The following is a 19067-nucleotide window of genomic DNA, read 5'->3' as shown; positions in this document are numbered from 1 at the left end:
TAAATATTTAGACAAATTTATACGGTTTGCCTACAAATTGATCACTGTAAACTTTCACCTATCCTGCCGATAATGATGTAAGAAGCGGTTTAACGGAAGGAAGGACTATTCCCTTGACGGTGTACAAGACATTTATTTCACGCTTGAAGCTGAATTATGCAGCGGGCACGCTGCTAGCGTTGATCGCGGTCGGAAGCCTGATGCTCTTCACTCCGCTGAATATACCCAGGGAACAATATTTTTTGTTGGCCGGCGTGCTCGTCATATCGCTCTCTATCATGATTATGCTGGAGTGGGTTGTTTTTTCTTTGCAGGTCCGTCCGATCCGGAATTGCTTTACAGCTGAGGTCGACAGTTTTTCCACCCTGCAAAACGTATACATAAGAACGCATAGATTACCCGCCTTGGCCGTTAAGCGGATCCTAGGCCCGCATTTATTTGGATTGATGCTGCCGGCGGCGGTTATGACGATATGGCTCATCTATACCGGAAAATTAACCATTCCGTATTTTTATGTCCTGCTTGCCTCAATGAGTGTGGTGCTTATCGCCGGAATGCATGCATTGATCGAGTTTTATTTAACTTCGTATGTCATAAGACCTGTTCTTCTCGAACTGGGAGCATGGTCGCTGCGGCTGTTTGGCAAAGAATTAACGCTTGGAGGAAGAGTGCTGATCTCGATTAAGCGCAAGCTGAGATGGAGCTTTTTTCTCATCGGAGCCTTTCCGCTCTTGCTTTACAGCCTGGCGGTTCAGTTCCGGATAGGAGCCTGGAATCTAGGCGACACTTCGTATTGGCAGTGGGCCGTTTATATCCTGTTTGTCGGTCTCGGTTTTGCCTTTGTCGGCTCGAGGCTGCTCACCCGGGAGATCGTGCTGCCGATCCAGCATCTGTACGAAAAGATGGCCGAAGTGAAAATCGGTCATCTGCGGAGCGGGGCCAACGATTTATTCTCGGATGAATTCTCACGGCTCATTTCCGGGTTTAACCATATGCTGCGCGGCATAAAAATACAGGCCGAGCGCAACAATCAGCTGCTGGAGAGCTACTTCGCAACCTTGGCGGCAGCCCTTGACGCTCGCGACCCTTATACGGCGGGACATTCGTTGAGGGTTGCGGAATATGCGGTCGGCATTGGCCTGCTTGCCAAGCTTCCGGAAGAGGAAATTCATGACTTGAGGAAATCAGCGCTGCTGCACGATATCGGCAAAATTGGAATGCGTGATGCGGTTCTGTTAAAAGAGGGCCGCTTGACCGATGAGGAGTGGGAGCAGATCAAACAGCACCCCGCGCTTGGAGAGGCCATTTTGAAGCAGATCGAGCCGGCTGATGCCATGGCTCCGTTCTTGCCTGGTGTAAGATCGCACCATGAACGTTATGACGGAGGCGGATACCCGGACGGATTAAAGGGAGAGGACATCCCTTTGTTTGGTCGAATCATTGCGGTGGCTGACGCTTTTGACGCCATGACTTCCAACCGGCCTTACCGGAAAGGGCTGGATGAGCAGCAGGCGATTGCGATTTTGGAGAAAGGCGGCGGAACTCAATGGGATCCGCATTTTGCCAAGCTGTTTGTGGAAGCCTACCGGAAAAATAAAGAATCAACAAAGACCCCGTGATGCCCGCGGGGCCTTTTTACGTAATGAGGGTAATTTTGGAATAGTGTAGAAAGCCCGTCTCCGGTTCAAATGAAGCGGGGAAGGGTATTTACAAATACACGGAAACGGAAATGTTTCCGATACTCAATCAGCCTTGACTATAACGGATTAGGAGTTGATGCGAGATGGATCACAACGTATTTAAAGGTAAATGGAATCAGATAAAAGGGGAAGCAAAGCAGCAGTGGGGCAAGTTGACGGATGACGATCTGGATGTCATTGACGGTGAAAAGGATAAATTGGTGGGTAAGCTTCAGGAACGTTACGGGCACACGAAGGATGCCGCTGAGCGTGAATACAATGACTGGGCCCGCAACCGCGAGTAGCCTTCGCATCTTGTCTGGCCTATAAAGTACAGGTTCAAGAAGTCGACTATCAAAAGACGACTTCTTGAATTACCTCTATAATGGAGGCGAAAACGGATGTATATTTCCCGCGTAGTTACCGGAAGAATTATCGAGATGCGGGGAGACAGTGTGGTGACGGTTCAGGGAGACACGGTCAACACCTACAATCTCCGCTATTATACGCTCAGGGATGTCGAAGTTGAGCCTGAGTTCGAGGCAAGTCCCCAGCTCTGTCCCGAACCCGGCGGACTCCGAAGCCGATTTCGGCGCTGGGCACGAGAGGGCGCAGGGACCGCATTTCTTCCCTGGCCGTTATTTTGGAAAAAAGACGCGAATCGCATCTGATTTGCGTTTTTTTTGTGCAAAAATCAACTATTTTCCGAAAAAATGCCAATTGACTCATTTTGCTTTTTTCTGCATGTGTTAATATGGAAATAGGCTGCGAAGAACTACATGACCTACGGGAGTGAGCATATGGGCTTTGGCAAGATGTTTCTGCTTAATTTGGGGCTGCTGATCACGGTTGCTTATCTGGTAAATGTAATATACAAATATGCTTTCACCAAAATTTCTTTTAAAATCAATTATTTTTTATCGTTGGCTTTATTCATTTTCGCAGGCTGGGTTTGCATGAAATTCGGTTTTCAATTAAACAAAGATGTAATTTTCGACCTGCGCGTCGTACCTTTGATTATTGCATCGGGCGTCTATATGCAACCACTGGCGCTTATGGTTATCGGTGTAGGGATCGGGCTGGCAAGATTGACCTTCGGCGTGAATGATGCCGCTATTGCGGGCCTTATCAACCTTTCGATACTAGGGGTTGTTTGTGCCGGTCTAAGTATTTGGATGAGACGAAGCAACTATCGGCTTATAGTAAAGGGAGCTATTACGATAGGGATCGTTAATATTCTTAACACGATTAACATAGCCGTATTCGGCGTTCTACCAATGAAAAAGTACATGCTGGAGATCGTGCCGGTTACCTTTCCGTTGACGTTGGTGCTTAGCGTGGTATTTGCGCTGATTCTCTGGGATTTCCAGATTGAACGGAGACAAACGCTGGAACTCAAGTACGCCAATGAATTGCTGCGGAAGCAGACGGAAGAACTACGAACGGCAAAAATCGCACTGGAAGAACGGGCGAATCAGCTTGCGCTGGCTTCGCAGTATAAGTCGGAGTTTTTGGCCAACATGTCTCATGAACTGAGAACGCCATTGAATGGAATCATCAATCTGGCCCAGATTATCTCCGAAAGCGAAGGCGGGGACGAGGCTGCGAATGGAGATGACACGCCTAATTACGGGACGATCATTTATAAGTCGGGACAAGATCTGCTTAAGCTGATCAATGATATTTTGGATCTGTCCAAGGTGGAAGCGGGCCGACTGGAGGTTGTGCAGGAGGATGTCGTCATCGCTGAGATGGCGCAGATGCTGGACATGCACTTCGAACATGCGGCGGACCGGAAGAACGTAGCGTTTGAAATCCGCATTGAGGAAGGCCTCCCCTGCACCATTCTTTCGGATGCTCAGCGGATCGGGCAAATTTTGCGTAATTTGCTGTCCAACGCTTTTAAATTCACCGAGAAAGGACAAGTCAAACTGGAAATCCGCAAGACGGGTGCAAGCGACATGATGCAGGGAGAGTGGATTGTCTTTGCCGTAACCGATACCGGGATCGGGATACCGGAAGATAAGCATACGACGATTTTTGAAGCTTTCCGTCAAGCGGATGGTTCCATCAGCCGCAAATACGGGGGAACGGGTCTCGGATTGCCGATCAGCAGAGACTTGGCCCGATTGCTCGGAGGGTTCATCCGTTTGCAGAGCAAGGTTGGCTTAGGCAGTACATTTTCCCTTTATTTACCTCTGACTTCGGAAATGAAGGAGCAAGGAACCAGGGAGATCGATCCGATAAAAACGGATACGGTTGCTTTAGGCAGCCATTCCTAGCTACAATAATAAGAAATTCTAGCAAAAGAGGGATAGCAAATGAATAAGCAAGTCATTTCAACAACATCAGCACCAGGAGCGATCGGACCCTATTCACAGGCTGTTCAAATCGGCGATTTTGTGTTTACATCGGGGCAACTGGGCTTGATTCCCGAGACCGGCGAACTTGCCGAAGGCATTGAAGGGCAGACGCTTCAGGCGCTGCGCAATGTAGGTGCTATATTGGAAGCGGCGGGATCCGGATTGGATAAGGTCGTTAAAACCACGGTATTCTTGCAAGATATGAATGACTTTGCCAAAGTGAATGATATTTACGGAAGCTTTTTTTCCGAGCCCTTCCCTGCCCGCAGTGCGGTCCAAGTAGCACGCTTGCCTAAAGACGGTTTGGTGGAGATCGAAGTGATCGCTTCTAAATAAGATAGACTGGGGCCATAGCCCCAATAACAAGAGGGGTACAGACCTGTAATGGTTTGTACCCCTTTGTCTTCGTAGAATTGTAAATCTGATCCTCTGTTTGATCTGATGAAACCAAAGAAGCTTCAGTCACGATCCCTGGCCCGGATGAAAAGCAGGCCTATGGCAAACGCCAAGAGGATGGCGGCCGCCAAGCCGGCGGTGAAAAATAGGATGCGTTCTTCTTCATAGTGTTTAGCGGCTATAGCCGCAAATCCCCAGGCGACGGGAAGAGGGAGAACACCGTCCCTTGTCATGCTGCCGATGAGAATAATGGCGATGGCCCCGATGATAAGCAAGGCGATCGCTGATGTGGAAGGAGCAAGACCGGGAAACAGCCCGGCGTGTTGAATGATGACCTGCAGGTTGACCAAAGTGGCTGTTACGATCCAGCCCGTATATAGGCTGAACGGGAGCCTTAGGAACCAGGTTTCCCCTAAGGTAGGGCGTTCGATTGTCCGCGTGAGCCGGTATAACCCCGCAAGCGAAATGAGCAGCAGCACCATGGCGATAAAGGAAAGAACAAGGTATTCATAATGCCAGAGCAGAAGCCATCCCATATTTAACAGACAGGACGGAATAAACCATAACGAGTAGGAAGTAATCCAGGGATCCCGGGAGCCTTTACGGCGAAAGAGATACACTAGGGAGCAGCCGACCAGCACATAGATGAGGCTCCAGATCATAAAGGCATAACCGGCAGGTGTCAGCAGGGTGAAATAACGTTTTGACAGCTCACCGGTACCAGCCCCGCCCAGCGGGATGGCCTCCGCGAGAATATTCATGGCGATGACGGCCAGAAAGAACAGGCAGTTCCACCACAGAAGGGTCTTTGTTTTGAACATATTATAGAAACCTCCTTCGGGCAGTTATAAGAGGGTTGTTCCCGTTTACTATATGAATATACCCAAAACGCAGGAAATGATTTCTGGATCGATGAAAAAGAAAACAGGGATTCGGCTGCGGTTTTATATAGACACGGTTTCGTATAAGATAGAACTAGTGCGTTTTTTTAGTCCATTGGACACGAATCAGGAAATGACAGGAGATCATCATGAATCAACGCCTTTATGGAATTTGGCTCGGAGATGTATTGTTTTGTTTCTCCGGTGAAATATCAGAAACCAAAGTCGATGCGTGGACGGCGGCGGTCAGACCGCTGGAGCCGACAACCGGAGTACGCCCGTTTCAGCATGCCGCGCTAAGACTTGCGGAAATTCGGTACCCGGTCTCCTCGGGGCGCAGAATGACGGCAACCGGCGACCGCAAAGGGTTGATTGGCAGAACGCTGGAAGGGCTGGCTTTGCCGGTTCAGGAAACTTGGCAGTTGTTGTTGAACTGGGATGAGAGCTATTTTGCAGCTAACGGAATAGAGCCGGGTCCAGAACTGGAGTACTGGAGTGTGGCGGCCCGGTTTGCGCTGGATTTGCTGCTGCGGGGCAAAATCGTTCCGGGTTCGAAGCCGGGAGTGGGTGTGCTGGGGCGCAGACGGGGAACGCAGGCCGCCATAAGTGCGGTTTGGGGACCGTACCTGATAGATGATGACGAGGTGACTTTTCGTCAGTTGGCGGGTTCCATGCCCCCCGTGGCTTTGGCCGCAGTACAGCCGCTTGCGTTATTGGAAAACGGCTCACTCGGTGATCGGCAGCTAGCGCTGCTGCATTCCTTTTTGACAGCGATGATAGATTATGAGGTCCGAAAAGCGGTCATGGACCTGGGACGGAAGCTGAATCCGGCGCGGGCCGATTATCGCAGGGGATATTCTCCGCTTACCGAGCTGTGGTGGAATGGACTGCTCAGTGCTGCAATTCAGCCGGATATTCAAGGAAACAGTGCTGAAATTGAGCATCTGACAGAGGAGATTGCGGAAGCCGGGGGAGCGCGGCTGAGCACGGCAGATGAAGATGGGGAAGATGGAGACGCCGGCTCGCTGAGATTATGCTTGAGAGTCGAACCGATTCTGGATAACGGCGGATTTGAACCGGAGCAGGATTTCCGTTGGAAGCTGTCGTTATGGGGAGAAGGAACAGAGGATCCCTCAGTGCTGCTTCCTGCGGGTTTAATCTGGAGTTATCCGGCTCCGGATATGACCATCCGCGGACGGAAGTATCGGAATGTGCGTCAGAATCTTCTTCTTCGTTTGAAAAAGGCCGCGGATTTGTCACACGAGCTAGCCGCCGCGATGGAAACGGCCCGGCCCGAAGTGTTGGAGCTGTATCCCGAGGAGATGTATTCCTTCCTGAGCCGCTCCGTTGCCCTGCTTCGCAAGCATGGCGTGAACGTGCAAATGCCTTCCCGATGGACCCGGGAAGGCAGACGCAGCGCCGGCGTGAAAATCAAGGCGTCAGGCTGGGAAAAGGAGCGGGGGGATAAAGAGCCGGCAACGGGGCTTGGAATCGGACAGTTGGTTGCTTTTGAAGCCGGAGCGGTGCTGAATGGGGAGGAGCTGAGCCGGGAGGAACTGGCGGAGCTGGCCGCCTCCAAATCCCCGCTCGTCTTTTTCCGCGGAGAGTGGATCGAGATTGACGTCAAGGAGATTCGCCAGGTGCTGAAATTCATGAAACGTCAAGAAAGCGGGACCATGACGTTTCGGGAGTTAATGTATCTGGCTTCCGGCGCCGATCAGGATAACCGGTTCGATGGTTTGCAGGTGGAGACGGTGGAAGCGGAAGGACTGCTGGCCGTTTTGATGTCCGGAGAAACGGTACGGTCATTTTCGTCGCGCCAGGTGCCCGAAGCGCTGAACGGAACGCTCCGCCCTTATCAGGAGAGAGGCTTCCAATGGCTCTCGTCGATGCGTCAGCTTGGTTTTGGTGCGCTGCTTGCGGATGATATGGGGCTCGGTAAAACGGTCCAGGTCATCACGGAGCTGCTCGACGGAATGGAAACCTCACCGGGTACCTGCTTGATTGTTTGCCCCACCTCGCTCCTTGGGAATTGGCAGCGGGAGCTGGAGCGATTTGCCCCGGAAATGAAGGTGTATGTTCATCACGGGAGCGATCGGCTGCATGGAGAACCCCTAATGAGAGAATGCCATGAGAGCGATGTGGTTCTGACAACCTACCAATTGGCCGGACGGGACGGTATGGAGCTCCGCAATCTGGAATGGAAAACCATCGTCCTCGATGAGGCGCAGTATATTAAAAATTATGGCACGAAGCAGGCTCAGAGCGTAATGAAACTGAGTGCGCCGCAGCGGATCGCCATGACGGGTACGCCGGTAGAGAACCGGTTGAGCGAGCTGTGGTCGATCTTTCAGTTTTTGAATCCCGGCTATCTGGGAACGAGTGCCTCGTTCCGTGCCAAATACACATCCTCCGGAGAAGGACAGTCAGCCGAGCTGGGCCGGCTGCGGAGGCTGGTAGCTCCGTTTCTGCTTCGGCGGTTAAAGAGCGATCCGGATATCCGCAAGGATTTGCCGGAGAAAATCGAGCTTAAGTCATACTGTTCCCTGACTGCGCAGCAGGCCGGAATGTACGAGGCGGTAACGGCGGAGCTGATGTCCAAAATCGGAGAAAGCGGGGGAATCGCCCGCAAGGGACTTGTATTGTCCTCGCTGACCCGGCTTAAGCAGATTTGTAATCACCCGCGGTTGGCAGCCGGAAGACCTTTATCGGGTGCTGCCGCGGGGATGGAACGGTCAGGCAAAATGGAGCGGTTGACGGAGCTGCTGGATATCATTATGGATAATGGCGAAGCGGCGCTCATATTTACGCAGTATGTGCAGATGGGCGAATTGCTTCGGGAAGAGTTGGCCCGGCGTTACGGTACAACTCCGTTTTTTCTGCACGGCGGGGTCGTAAAGCAGGAGCGCGACGAAATGGTCAGATCTTTTCAGGAAGGCTCGGGAGTCCCGATCTTCGTACTTTCGCTTAAGGCTGGCGGAGTCGGGCTGAATCTGACACGCGCGAATCATGTGATCCACTATGACCGGTGGTGGAATCCGGCGGTCGAGAATCAGGCGACGGATCGGGTGTTCCGGATCGGACAGCAGAAAAATGTGGAGGTCCACAAGCTGATCTGCCAGGGAACGTTAGAGGAGCGAATTGATGAGCTGATCGAGCGGAAAAGATCGCTTTCGGAACAGGTCGTCGGCTCAGGCGAGCAATGGCTGACGGAAATGTCCGACGACGAGCTCCGTAATCTGATCGCGCTTCAATCGGGGAGCATCATTGAGGAGGAAGTGAGATGAGCCGGACACTTGCTGTTCCAAAGAACGTTCATATGGAGCCCGTGCCGGGAGGACTGCAGATCGTACTTCACGTTGAGATGACGGAAGACAGAAAGCGTCCGCGAAGAGCGAGCGGCGCTGCTACTCAAGGGAATGATGAGGTGCCGGTCTGCACGGTCGTGCTTCCGGCATATTCGCCCGGCGGCTTGGAGAGCCGGGAGCTGCTGCGGCGGCTGGAGAGCAGCCCGCTCGTTCTGGCCGGGCTTCTCGAGGAAGGGGCGGGGGCGCTGGACGCCCTGCTGCCCGTGCAGCCGCCTTGGCGCCAGCCTGGCGTTGCGACTCAAGCCGGCGCCACGGGAATGGCCGGGTCGCCAGAAGCGAGACCCGGCTCGGAAGCGGCGGCCGTTGCCGGCCCGGCGGCGTGCACCTGCGGCGCCCCCGGCTGCGGCCATGCCGAGCGCGCCATGACCTATGGCGACGCCGCCTGGGCGGCCGACGCCGGCCTGCGGCTGGCGCTGCTCGGCTGGACGCCGGAGACGCTGGCGGCGGCCGTCCTGGACCGGTGGGCAGCGCTTCAGCCGCTGCCCGATCCCGAAGAGGCCCTCCGCCAGGCGGCGGGAGGGCCGGAGGCAGCATCGCGCGGGGGCGCGGGCGATGGGCCGAACATCGCGGAATGGCTCGCGGAGATGGCGGGGCAGGGGCGGTTGCACCAGCCCGGGCCGCAGTTCCACGATGTGAAGGCGGCCCTGCGGGAGCTTGGTTCCCCTGCGGCGGCAGGGGAACCGGCTGTCCCGCAGGCTGGCCGCCCACGCGCCGTGGAACCCGCCAGCGCCAGCCGCGAGCCGGGGCCTGATTCGGCCCCGTGGGCAGCGCTGCTGCCCGGCGTTTCCGGAGCGGCCAGGGGTTTGTCCCTGGTCGCCGGCCGGGTCATGGAGCGCGCGGCGGAACTCGCCGCAGGCTCTTGCTATTGAGGGAGCGGCGCTCCGGCGGCTCCCATAATCTCCTTGCGGAGCCCGTGCATTTTTTTGTCCAGGGCGTCCGCCGCTTTGGCGGCTTCAGTGAGCTCCCGGATGACATGGGGCGGCACTTGCTTTTCATATTTATAAAATAAGATATGCTCCATGCTGGCCCAAAAATCCATAGCTAGCGTACGCATCTGGATCTCCACCTTCATCCAGCGCTGCCCTTCGAATAATGTAAGCGGAACAGCGACGATCACATGCAGGCTTTGGTAACCGTTAGGTTTTGGATTCATGATGTAATCTTTAATCTCAAGAATCCGGATATCTTCACGCTGGCGGAGATGCTCCAGTAAACTGTAAATATCCTGGGCAAAAGAGAACACGATCCGCATACCCGCGATATCATGGATTTTATTCACCATACTGTCGACATTCAACTCGAAGCCTTTGCGCTCCAACTTCTCCAGGATGCTTCTTGGCTCCTTGATTCGGGTTTTGATGTGCTCTATCGGGCTGTACCCGTTATGGATTTTCCACTCGCTCTGAATCAGCTTGATTTTGTTCTTTAATTCATCCAGTGCAAGCTGATACAGGATCGGAAGCTTCTTCCATTCTTCCAGCTTGCGCAGCTCGTCATCGCCGATCTCCCACCGGTACAGTTCCCGTAAATCCAACTTGTTCAGCAGGCCATCCTTGTTATCTTCGTTTGACATACTCGTCTGATCTACTCCCATTTCTTTTGTCGTACCTATTTCTTATTGTAACGTGATCGGCTTGTAGATTTCAAAATAAGATTCAATCTTTAATGGGGGTGTATATAATTAGGGGGATTTTTTGGGTCTAATTTAACGCCATCTCATCTATGATGAGAAATAGAGGGGAAACCTCCGTCAACGGCACCATAACACAGCAAAAAAGCCGCCTAGGGGTAGTTATCCAACTCCCCAAGACAGCTTTCCCGATTTGATACCGCTCCAACCGGAATGCACGTTATTTGTTCAAGGGCGAGCCTTCGCCGTATCCGGGATGATTGTAGTCCGTATTTGACAGGTTGTTCAGTACGCCCATGTCCATGATGGCCTTGCGGGTCCGCTCGCTTCCGGTCCGGTAAAGGAGTACGTAAAGTTCGGTCAGCTGTCGGTTGAACTGTTCCGGAGCCTCGTCATGGTCCGCGGATTTGAACGGCACTGGTGCGCGTTTTAAGGTGTATTCGTCTTCGTCATGCAGCCCGGCGATTTTATCCCGGAGCAAGGTCAGCTCTTCTTCGTCAAGAAGCACTTCGAACTCGGTAGAATCGTTCGGCACTTCCTGAATGAGCCGGTGCGTAACGGATACATAGTATGGGGTTCTTGGGATGGTCACTTGCCGATTCCTCCTCTCTTGGATGGGATGCGATTCTACTCTTTTTTACACGGAGCCTATTCTTGTGAATCAAAGGACTGATTTTCACAGAAGCTGTAAATCTGGTATGATAACTTCTAGAATTCATATTTATACTAACTGTTTAAACTATTGAAAAGGGTAAATAGCTTCCTTGCGGATGACTTAGGAGGAAGCAGATGAATGGGAGGACTTCAGTCATGAATTTTTTACAGCGAATTAGAGACGGTGCTGGGAAAGTGACCGACCGCGCGCAAAATGCCGTGGAAATCGGGCGTCTGAACACACAAATTTCGAATATCGAACGAGAGATGGGGCTTTATTTTCAAAGGATGGGCGAGGCTTTCTATGAAGGGTATACCCGTAAGGATATGTCCAACGCGGAAAAGGAAATGGTAGAGCTCGCCAAAACCTGCGATCTGCTGTCGGAGGAGCGGGATGAAATCCGGGCCAAAATCGCCGAACTGAAAAATGAACGTTTGTGCGGGGCTTGCGGCAAAGCGATTACAGAGGATGCGCTGTTCTGCCAATACTGCGGCCATAAGCTGGAGAAACCGAAGCCCGCGCCGGCGAGTCGGGTGAATGAGCCTGAACGTGAGCCTTCGAAAGAGCCTTCAGAAGAGTATTCAAGGGAGTATCCAAGAGAGCCGGAACCGGTCAAGGAAGCCAAGACGCCTATCAATCCGCTTTCTTTGTACGAGGGGCCTGTGACGGATGAGACCCTCATTTATAAAGAACCTAAGGAGCAGCAGCCTCCTGTGGACCGGGAGCATGAAGAGCGGCGTTTGCGTGAACTGGAACGGGAACGGGAGCGCCAGGAGGAACTGGACCGTCGTATCCGTACCTGGAAAGAGGACGTAGAAAAGCCGCGTGAGCAAGTTTCATCCTCGATGGAAACCGGGATCCCGACGGCAGATTGCCAAATCTGCTCCGCCGCCCTGGTCAAGGGGACGAAATGGTGCCCGCATTGCGGCGCTGAGCAAATCTAAAGCTTCGTATTCAAAAGATTCACCAAGTTGTAATAAGTGGCGCCATGCAATCTGCGGTATGATCCGTAGTAGGAATTAGGCGCAGTTTTTCCGCCGGCACGGGGAGCAGAGATTATTCTCTTGCACCGTGCCGCTTGCGTTTTACCCGTTTAGAGGTTGTTCAAAAGGTCATCTTTCCACGACGAAGTAGATCAGGATGCGGACTCGACGTCGAGTCTTGAATTACTTTTTGAACACGCACTTCTTTTGCGCAGTCTTCGGGATGAGGCAACGCCGGCGGGGGAACGCTTAAGTTTAGAATCAGAATGAAGGGAGAGCTTGAACCATGGAATGCATTGTTCACTTTGAGGTACATCATCCGAATGAAATCAAAGAATTGCGAGGTTTGATCTTTTTAAAGGAAGGCCAGGTGCCGTCCGAAAGGGACTTTCTGACGATGTTCGAGGAAATGGGTTATAAGCTCCGTCTGGAAGACAGGGATAATCTGGTGTTCAAACCGGTAGAGGCCGGGGCAAATTACAGTAAAATACGGATTCGGCGTCTTGATACGGGAGTGAAGAGCTACAAGGAGGATACGGAACTGCGTTCTTTGCTAGGCAATTTCCTCCAAGGAGAGTCCAGACCGATATAAGAGGTTCGAATCTTGAATTACTTTTTGTACTCGCACTATAAGAGTCCGGGAATAAAAAATTTCCTCTTTATTTCCCGGCCCGGTTTGCGTTATACTTCTAACATTGCATGAAAATCGACATTTGTTTTCATATATTTTCTCGTATATGTGCAGGAATAGGCCTGCATGTCTCTACCCGATCACCGGAATGATCGGACTACGGGCAAAATTCATGGTTGTGGCGGTTGCCGGTCGACGGGCTTGTCTCGACGGCTCGGGTTGAACAGCGTGGCGCAGCCTGTTTTTTTGCCTTTTGTCAGTCCATTTTCCGGTATGGGAAATGGGCTTTTCATGCTGTAAACCCAATTATTTTTAATAGCATCAAGCAATAACACGAGGAGGAAACGCCAAATGAAATTGTTGAGAGACAAAGTGATGACGGAGGGCATCGTGCTCGGGAATCAGGTGCTCAAAGTGGATTCTTTTCTGAATCATCAAATGGATCCGGTACTGATGAGGGAAGTAGGGAGTGAGTTCGCCCGGAGATTTGCCGGAGAAGGCATAACTAAAGTGTTGACGATTGAATCGTCGGGGATTGCCCCGGCAATCATGACGTCTTTGGAGCTTGGGGTACCGATGATCTTCGCCCGAAAGCATAAATCGCTTACTTTGAAAGACGATATTCTGGTCGAAAAGGTGTACTCGTTCACCAAACGGGAGACTAATGAAATTACGGTGTCGAAAAAGTTTTTGCTTCCCGGGGACCGCGTGCTGATCATCGACGATTTCCTGGCTAACGGGGAAGCGGCGTTCGGTTTGGCCCGGATCGCGGAGCAGGTAGGGGCGAGTGTGGCAGGCATCGGAATAGTGATCGAAAAATCGTTCCAGCCGGGCGCCCGATTGTTGGGAGAAGCGGGCTACCGCGTCGATTCGCTGGTTCGTATCGCTTCCCTGGAGAACGGAACGGTTACTTTTGTTGATGAAGTGCATGAAAGCATATAACGATAACAAGGCCATATAACATAGGAGTCTAAAAAACAGACAGATATCATGAGTCACCATGGGGAGGAGCCATATTTAGATGGAACGCGAGCGTATTTTTCAAAGAAACCGGCACCCGTTCAAAACGTTTTCGCTGGGAATCCAGCATGTATTGGCTATGTATGCGGGAGCAGTCATCGTACCGCTGATTGTCGGCGGGGCACTCGAATTTTCTCATCAGCAATTGACTTACCTGATTTCGATTGACCTGCTTGCTTGCGGGGTAGCGACCTTATTGCAGGTTTGGGGTAACCGTTTCTTCGGCATCGGGCTGCCGGTTATGCTAGGCTGCGCGTTCCAGGCTGTCTCACCGATGATTGCTATCGGAGGAGCAGAGGGGATGGGCGTAACGGCAATCTACGGGGCGATCATCGCCTCCGGGTTGTTCGTGTTCCTGTTCTCCGGATTGTTCGGCAAGCTGATCGCTTTCTTCCCGCCGGTCGTTACCGGCTCGGTGGTTACGATTATCGGGGTCACCTTGATTCCTGTGGCGCTGACCGACCTTGGCGGCGGTGATGCCACTAAGCCCGATTTCGGGAGTCCGGCCAATCTTGCTCTCGGCTTCGGGGTACTTATCTTCGTTATATTGATGAACCGGTTCGCCAAGGGATTCCTGCAATCCATTTCCGTTCTGATCGGATTGATTGCAGGGACGCTGGTAGCGGCTATGATGGGCAAAGTCGATATAACGCCCCTGAAGGAAGCGAGTTGGTTCCATATGGTCCAGCCGTTTTATTTTGGAGTTCCGACGTTTCACGCCTCTGCCATCTTAACGATGATCCTTGTCGCCATCGTCAGCGTGGCGGAGTCCACCGGGGTATTTATGGCGCTTGGTAAAATCGTGGATAAGGATATCACTTCGAAAGACCTTTCGCGCGGTTACCGCGCCGAAGGCCTTGCCATCATGCTCGGCGGTCTTTTTAATTCATTTCCATATACGACTTATTCGCAAAATGTTGGGCTCATCCAAATGAGCAAGGTCAAAACCCGGGATGTTATCGTCGTTGCCGGCAGTTTGCTGGTTCTGATCGGCTTTGTCCCGAAAATTGCGGCCCTGACCCAACTCGTCCCTACTTCCGTGCTTGGCGGAGCGATGATCGCGTTGTTCGGTCTGGTGCTGTCCTCAGGAATCCGGATGCTTGGCGATCAAGTGGATCTCAACCGGCATGAGAATCTGCTTATTATTGCTTGCTCGGTAGGTATGGGTCTCGGCGTTACGGTCGTGCCGCAAATTTTTGATGCTTTGCCGGCCTGGCTTCGCATTTTGGTCGATAACGGCATCGTGGCGGGAAGCTTTACCGCGATTGTAATGAACCTGCTGTTTAACGGATTGAAGGGCGGCCAACGGAAACAGGCTCCCGTGACGGAGGAATAGCCGCCCTTAACATCGATAGGCCGTGCGGTAAGCCTGAATTACATGCGGTTTAACTGTTTTTCTGCCAATTCTCCGATCCAGGGGAGCTTCAACCATTTTCCTTGCAGCGCAGCCAGCATAAGAATAAGCCAGAGCACCAGACCCAGCAGGGAAAGGAGCAGGCCTACCACGATGCCGATGATCGGCAAAAAGCCGGCCAAGGCATGGAAGACCATCAATCCGGCAAACAGAATGACGGACTGCAAGGCATGGAAGAGCACGAAGCGGCTTCTGCGTTCTATGGCCAGAAAGGCGATGCCGCCCACGAAGGCAAACAAATAACATAGAAATCCGGCGAAATTCTCGGACAGGCCTGTCGAAGACTTGAAATGGGACACGGTAAACACCTGCTTTCCAATAACGGATAACCTTCCATAGTCTCAATGTATGACGAGCCTAGGGCGGGCAGAACCGATTTCGACAGGCGCATTACGGGTCTCTGACCTGAACCATTTATCCAGAATATCGTTTACAATGACCTCCGCGGCTTCCGGCCTGCGGAGGTTTTCCATTTCTGCCCGGACGAGGGATAGACGGTCTTCGTCAAGGAGCAGAGCATCGATCCCCTGGCAAAGCGACGGAGCGTCCTCCGCAATGAAGGCGATGCCCTTATTGTGCAGATAGCGGGCATTGTTAAGCTCCTGGCCGGGAACGGGCCGATAGAGGAAAATCGGCAGCCGGCAGGCCAGCGCTTCCGACAGCGTGATTCCCCCGGGCTTCGTAATAATGCAGTCGCTGGCCTGCATCAAGAGAGAAACTTCTTGCACAAATCCGAATAAGTGAAAGTCCGGATGTTCGCCGAACCGGGATTCCAGATCCTTGTACAATTCCCTGTTTCGTCCACAGACCGCCAAGATTTGATAATCGCCTTTTTCCAAAAGCGTCCTGCAGATATCCCGGTTTCCTTGCATGACACCGTAGGCTCCGGCCATGAGCAGCACGGTTTTCTTGTCTGGATTCAGCTTTGTACGGAATTCGGCCGTCTCCTCGGAAAGATGGCAAAAATCGGGCCGCAGGGGGATGCCGCTGGCAAGGACGCGATCCCCGGTTATTCCGCGGTTTATCATTTCTCTTTTCATATCCTCGGTTGCTACATAATACCGGTCTATTTCCGGATGAAGCCATCTGGCATGAACATCGAAATCGGTGATGATGTTGACGAGCGGCAGGCTCCTGCCCGTTTTCTTGATCATGCCCGGCAAGGTCATTTGAGGAAAGGTATGGATAACAAGGTCGGGTTCGTGCAGATGGAGAGCCTCTTTCAGCTTTCCTGTTCCAAAGAAATTCAGCGCCCGCAGAAAGGAAGCCCTGGGCGGAAGATCCTTCGTTATTTCATAAGCGGCTCCGTAGACGGCCGGAAGCACCTTGAAGCTGCTTAAATAGATGAATTTCGTCAGTTCGTTCAGCATTGGATGCGCTTCTGCCAACAAATCGAGCAACACGACATCCTTGATCCCTTTGCTGTGAAAGCATGTCTCTACCGCTTTGGAGGCGCGCAGATGCCCGTCTCCGTAGCTTGCGTACAGAATCATGATTTTGGGAGGTTTATCGATCAATGGAGATTCCTCCTGTTCACGTTTTTTGGAGCGCGGGTAAAATGAATTTTTCCAGCAAGCCCTTCGGGTTTTTAAACCGGTTGACCCGGCTCTCCGAGGTGAACACGACGACGGCTTCCAGTTCGGAAATTACATAAATTTGCTGACCTCCATGACCATGGGCGTAACTGTATTGCGTTCCGCCGCTTTCCGCGCTCCACCAATGAAACCCGTATCGCCCATAATTGTTAAATGGGGTACAGTGGGGTGCCATGGATTCATCCAGCCAATGAGCGGACAGCAAGCTCCGGCCTTCCCATGTTCCTTTTCCCAGGCAGAGAAGGCCGATTTTCAGCATATCGCGCGCCGTCATGTGAAGCCCGATGTGTCCGCTGGAATGTCCCTCCGGACTGCTGCCCCAGGCAACACGGGATATTTCCAGGGGGCGGAATAAGTACCGGCTCGCATATTCAAGCGCGCTAAACCCTGTCCATTTCGTAAGCAGTATCGAGAGTAAATGGGAGCCGGCGCTGCAGTACTGAAAGGTTCCGCGCCGCTCCGGTACTACCGGAAGCCGCAAAATAAAGTCGGCCCATCTGCGGCTCTGATGGAAGCGCCGGATAAACCGTTCCCCTAGTCGGGGGCCGGTTTGCCAGTATAGACCCGTTGTCATCGTCAGCAGTTCCCGCAGCGTCAGTTCCGCCCATTTGGGATCTGGACGCTGCGGCGCATGCTCCTTGACACTGTCCCAGACCGGACGGTCGAGACCGGGCAAACGACCCTGCGCTTCGGCGATTCCGAGCAGTAAGGATATCACGCTCTTGGTCGCGGACCTGAGGTCATGCAGCGTCAAGGAATGATATCCATTGTAGTAGTTTTCAAATCTTATGGTTCCTTCTTGCGCGACGAGAAAGCTGCGTATACCGGGATAGCTTTTACAAATGGCTTTATCGGCAGGCAAAAATGCGTTATCTGCGATTGCGGAGTTCATTGGCACATGCCCTCCAATCGAGTGTACAGCAGTTAGATTAACCCCGGATTAAATGGGACGGGGGCGCAAAATTATTTCGATCTAACCTTATCTTAACCAGCCCGGACAAATCCAAATAACAAAAATTTTAAGCGTTAAAGAAATAGGTATTTGGAAGAAAGCTGTAACAACAAGCTGAATATGTTACAATATGGGAGGTAGAGGTCTTTTCCACAAATGGTATTCGTTAAGACCGGAATACAATTTGCAAGACGCTGTCCTTAACGTGCATGATTCATCGGCAATTCGTTCGGGTATGTATAGTGTCATGCGCCAGCTAAACAGGTTCGACCGCGAGCTACTTCATGAATTACTGCTTGTTACGCATTCTCGAGATCGGAGCATTGAACTAGAATCGTTCTGGGAGGGAATTTGGTATGGCAACGAAAGGTCACAATGAGGTGAAGGAAAGTTTGCGGGAGATGACCCGGATATTCAAACCGAAAGACCCGAAAAAGTTCGTGAAGGAATACGTCCGTAAATACCGGATTACCGGAGGTTATGAGGAAGAATTGACTCATCTGGTGGAAATGGAGATGGGCAAGCTGGACTCATCCGTCTCTTGATACATTGTGGAAAACATTGAAATCAAATGGGGTAGCTACCGTCCCGGCTGAAGCCGGGGCGTTTTTTCATTGGATTCCGAATTCTACATATATTAGAGTATTATGAATTTATTTTTCTAGGTCTGCAGCTAAGTGCCGCGAAGGGAGTTTATGCATTTGAAAATCAATTTAAAGTCCAAAGAAGAAATTGCGCGCATTCGCGAAGCGGGTTCGATATTGGCCGAATGCCACGGAGAGATTGCCAAGCTGATCGCTCCGGGCATCACGACGGCGGAAATCGATTCCTTCGTCGAGTCCTTTCTTGCCGGAAAAGGAGCGACTCCCGAACAGAAAGGATATCGGGGATTTCCTTACGCCACCTGCGCTTCAATTAACGAAGTAGTTTGTCATGGTTTTCCCGGAGACCAGAAGTTGCAAAAGGGAGATATCGTTACGATCGATATGGTCGTCAACAAGAAGGGATGGCTCGCCGATTCGGCATGGTCTTACCGGGTTGGGGAGGTTAGCCCCGAGGCAGAGCGCCTTCTAAAGACGACCGAGAAGGCGCTCTTTGCCGGAATCGGGCAGGCGCTGCCGGGTAATCGCGTCGGCGATATCGGATATGCGGTCCAGCGAGTTGCGCAGGAAGCGGGCATCGGCATTGTTAAACCGCTCATCGGACACGGAATCGGTCAGCGGATGCACGAGCCGCCGGATGTGCCCAACTTCGGGCGGCCGCATACCGGAGCGAAGCTTCAGCCGGGGATGGTCATTACCATAGAGCCGATTTTTACGCTTGGCGAAACCGGAGCGGTGTTTTGGGACAATGACGGCTGGACGATTCGTTCGGCAGACGGCAGTTTGGGAGCGCATTATGAACATACTTTGGCAATTCTGGAAGAAGGTCCAGTGATCCTTACGTCCTGAAAAGAGAGCGATGCTCTCTTTTTTTTTGAATTTGTTAATAAAGTTTGAG

General features: G+C 52.2%; 19 protein-coding genes and 1 riboswitch. Of the genes, 13 read left to right on the top strand and 6 right to left on the bottom strand.

Annotated elements, in window-relative coordinates:
- Positions 1-119: 119 nt before the first annotated feature.
- From NYE70_RS23360 to NYE70_RS23340, 5 genes are all read left to right on the top strand, one after another.
- Positions 120-1619: an HD-GYP domain-containing protein gene (locus NYE70_RS23360; RefSeq protein ID WP_341048497.1), complete on the top strand. Its 1500-nt coding sequence runs from the start codon at positions 120-122 to the stop codon at positions 1617-1619.
- Positions 1620-1783: 164 nt separating this feature from the next.
- Positions 1784-1984 (top strand): CsbD family protein, encoded by a 201-nt coding sequence (locus NYE70_RS23355; RefSeq protein ID WP_211023833.1) that lies wholly within the window; start codon positions 1784-1786, stop codon positions 1982-1984.
- 96 nt (positions 1985-2080) lie between these two features.
- Complete coding sequence (locus NYE70_RS23350; RefSeq protein ID WP_290407682.1) at positions 2081-2350, top strand: hypothetical protein; 270 nt, start codon at positions 2081-2083, stop codon at positions 2348-2350.
- 129 nt (positions 2351-2479) lie between these two features.
- Positions 2480-3961 (top strand): ATP-binding protein, encoded by a 1482-nt coding sequence (locus tag NYE70_RS23345; RefSeq protein WP_341048968.1) that lies wholly within the window; start codon positions 2480-2482, stop codon positions 3959-3961.
- A gap of 39 nt (positions 3962-4000) precedes the next feature.
- A complete protein-coding gene (locus tag NYE70_RS23340) occupies positions 4001-4378 on the top strand; it encodes a RidA family protein (protein WP_341048495.1) in 378 nt (125 codons plus the stop codon).
- A gap of 122 nt (positions 4379-4500) precedes the next feature.
- On the opposite strand, the gene NYE70_RS23335 is transcribed toward NYE70_RS23340, so the two are convergent.
- Entirely contained in the window at positions 4501-5259 is a 759-nt protein-coding gene (locus NYE70_RS23335; protein ID WP_341048492.1) for a TspO/MBR family protein, read from the bottom strand.
- A gap of 209 nt (positions 5260-5468) precedes the next feature.
- Between NYE70_RS23335 and NYE70_RS23330 the strand changes: the two genes are divergently transcribed.
- Positions 5469-8606 carry a DEAD/DEAH box helicase gene (locus tag NYE70_RS23330; protein ID WP_341048489.1) on the top strand — a complete coding sequence of 1046 codons (3138 nt, stop codon included), beginning with the start codon at positions 5469-5471 and terminating at the stop codon, positions 8604-8606.
- Entirely contained in the window at positions 8603-9556 is a 954-nt protein-coding gene (locus NYE70_RS23325) for a hypothetical protein (RefSeq protein WP_341048488.1), read from the top strand. Before NYE70_RS23330 ends, NYE70_RS23325 begins: the two co-directional genes overlap by 4 nt.
- Here NYE70_RS23325 and NYE70_RS23320 read toward each other — a convergent pair.
- Complete coding sequence (locus tag NYE70_RS23320; protein ID WP_244861591.1) at positions 9550-10260, bottom strand: GTP pyrophosphokinase; 711 nt, start codon at positions 10258-10260, stop codon at positions 9550-9552. The genes NYE70_RS23325 and NYE70_RS23320 overlap by 7 nt on opposite strands.
- A 277-nt stretch (positions 10261-10537) precedes the next feature.
- Complete coding sequence (locus NYE70_RS23315; protein WP_213655569.1) at positions 10538-10909, bottom strand: hypothetical protein; 372 nt, start codon at positions 10907-10909, stop codon at positions 10538-10540.
- A 218-nt stretch (positions 10910-11127) separates the two neighbouring features.
- Here NYE70_RS23315 and NYE70_RS23310 point away from each other — a divergent pair, with 218 nt between their 5' ends.
- The 4 genes from NYE70_RS23310 (at position 11128) to NYE70_RS23295 (ending at position 14942) form a co-directional block, all read left to right on the top strand.
- The gene (locus NYE70_RS23310; protein WP_211023816.1) at positions 11128-11916 is read left to right on the top strand and encodes a zinc-ribbon domain-containing protein; all 789 of its coding nucleotides are present in this window, start codon (positions 11128-11130) and stop codon (positions 11914-11916) included.
- A 325-nt stretch (positions 11917-12241) separates the two neighbouring features.
- Positions 12242-12547 (top strand): hypothetical protein, encoded by a 306-nt coding sequence (locus NYE70_RS23305; protein ID WP_211023814.1) that lies wholly within the window; start codon positions 12242-12244, stop codon positions 12545-12547.
- Positions 12548-12666: 119 nt separating this feature from the next.
- Positions 12667-12766, top strand: a riboswitch (purine riboswitch).
- A gap of 171 nt (positions 12767-12937) precedes the next feature.
- Positions 12938-13528 (top strand): xanthine phosphoribosyltransferase, encoded by a 591-nt coding sequence (locus NYE70_RS23300; protein WP_341048486.1) that lies wholly within the window; start codon positions 12938-12940, stop codon positions 13526-13528.
- Between the two features lie 79 nt (positions 13529-13607).
- Positions 13608-14942: a nucleobase:cation symporter-2 family protein gene (locus NYE70_RS23295; protein WP_341048485.1), complete on the top strand. Its 1335-nt coding sequence runs from the start codon at positions 13608-13610 to the stop codon at positions 14940-14942.
- Between the two features lie 38 nt (positions 14943-14980).
- On the opposite strand, the gene NYE70_RS23290 is transcribed toward NYE70_RS23295, so the two are convergent.
- The 3 genes from NYE70_RS23290 to NYE70_RS23280 are packed head-to-tail and all read right to left on the bottom strand — an operon-like array spanning position 14981 to position 17507.
- Positions 14981-15319: a DUF4870 domain-containing protein gene (locus NYE70_RS23290; protein ID WP_211023808.1), complete on the bottom strand. Its 339-nt coding sequence runs from the start codon at positions 15317-15319 to the stop codon at positions 14981-14983.
- A 42-nt stretch (positions 15320-15361) separates the two neighbouring features.
- Entirely contained in the window at positions 15362-16537 is a 1176-nt protein-coding gene (locus tag NYE70_RS23285) for an MGDG synthase family glycosyltransferase (RefSeq protein WP_341048482.1), read from the bottom strand.
- A gap of 16 nt (positions 16538-16553) precedes the next feature.
- The gene (locus NYE70_RS23280) at positions 16554-17507 is read right to left on the bottom strand and encodes a serine hydrolase domain-containing protein (RefSeq protein ID WP_341048480.1); all 954 of its coding nucleotides are present in this window, start codon (positions 17505-17507) and stop codon (positions 16554-16556) included.
- A 416-nt stretch (positions 17508-17923) separates the two neighbouring features.
- Between NYE70_RS23280 and NYE70_RS23275 the strand changes: the two genes are divergently transcribed.
- Positions 17924-18112 carry a hypothetical protein gene (locus NYE70_RS23275; RefSeq protein WP_114498473.1) on the top strand — a complete coding sequence of 63 codons (189 nt, stop codon included), beginning with the start codon at positions 17924-17926 and terminating at the stop codon, positions 18110-18112.
- Between the two features lie 150 nt (positions 18113-18262).
- The gene (map, locus tag NYE70_RS23270) at positions 18263-19018 is read left to right on the top strand and encodes a type I methionyl aminopeptidase (protein ID WP_445323862.1); all 756 of its coding nucleotides are present in this window, start codon (positions 18263-18265) and stop codon (positions 19016-19018) included.
- Positions 19019-19067 lie beyond the last annotated feature (49 nt).

The organism is Paenibacillus sp. FSL R5-0407 (assembly GCF_038009185.1).
GTDB lineage: Bacteria > Bacillota > Bacilli > Paenibacillales > Paenibacillaceae > Fontibacillus > Fontibacillus vini.
The sequence above is the reverse complement of the archived record's forward strand: the minus strand, read 5'-3'. Positions and strand labels throughout refer to the sequence as shown.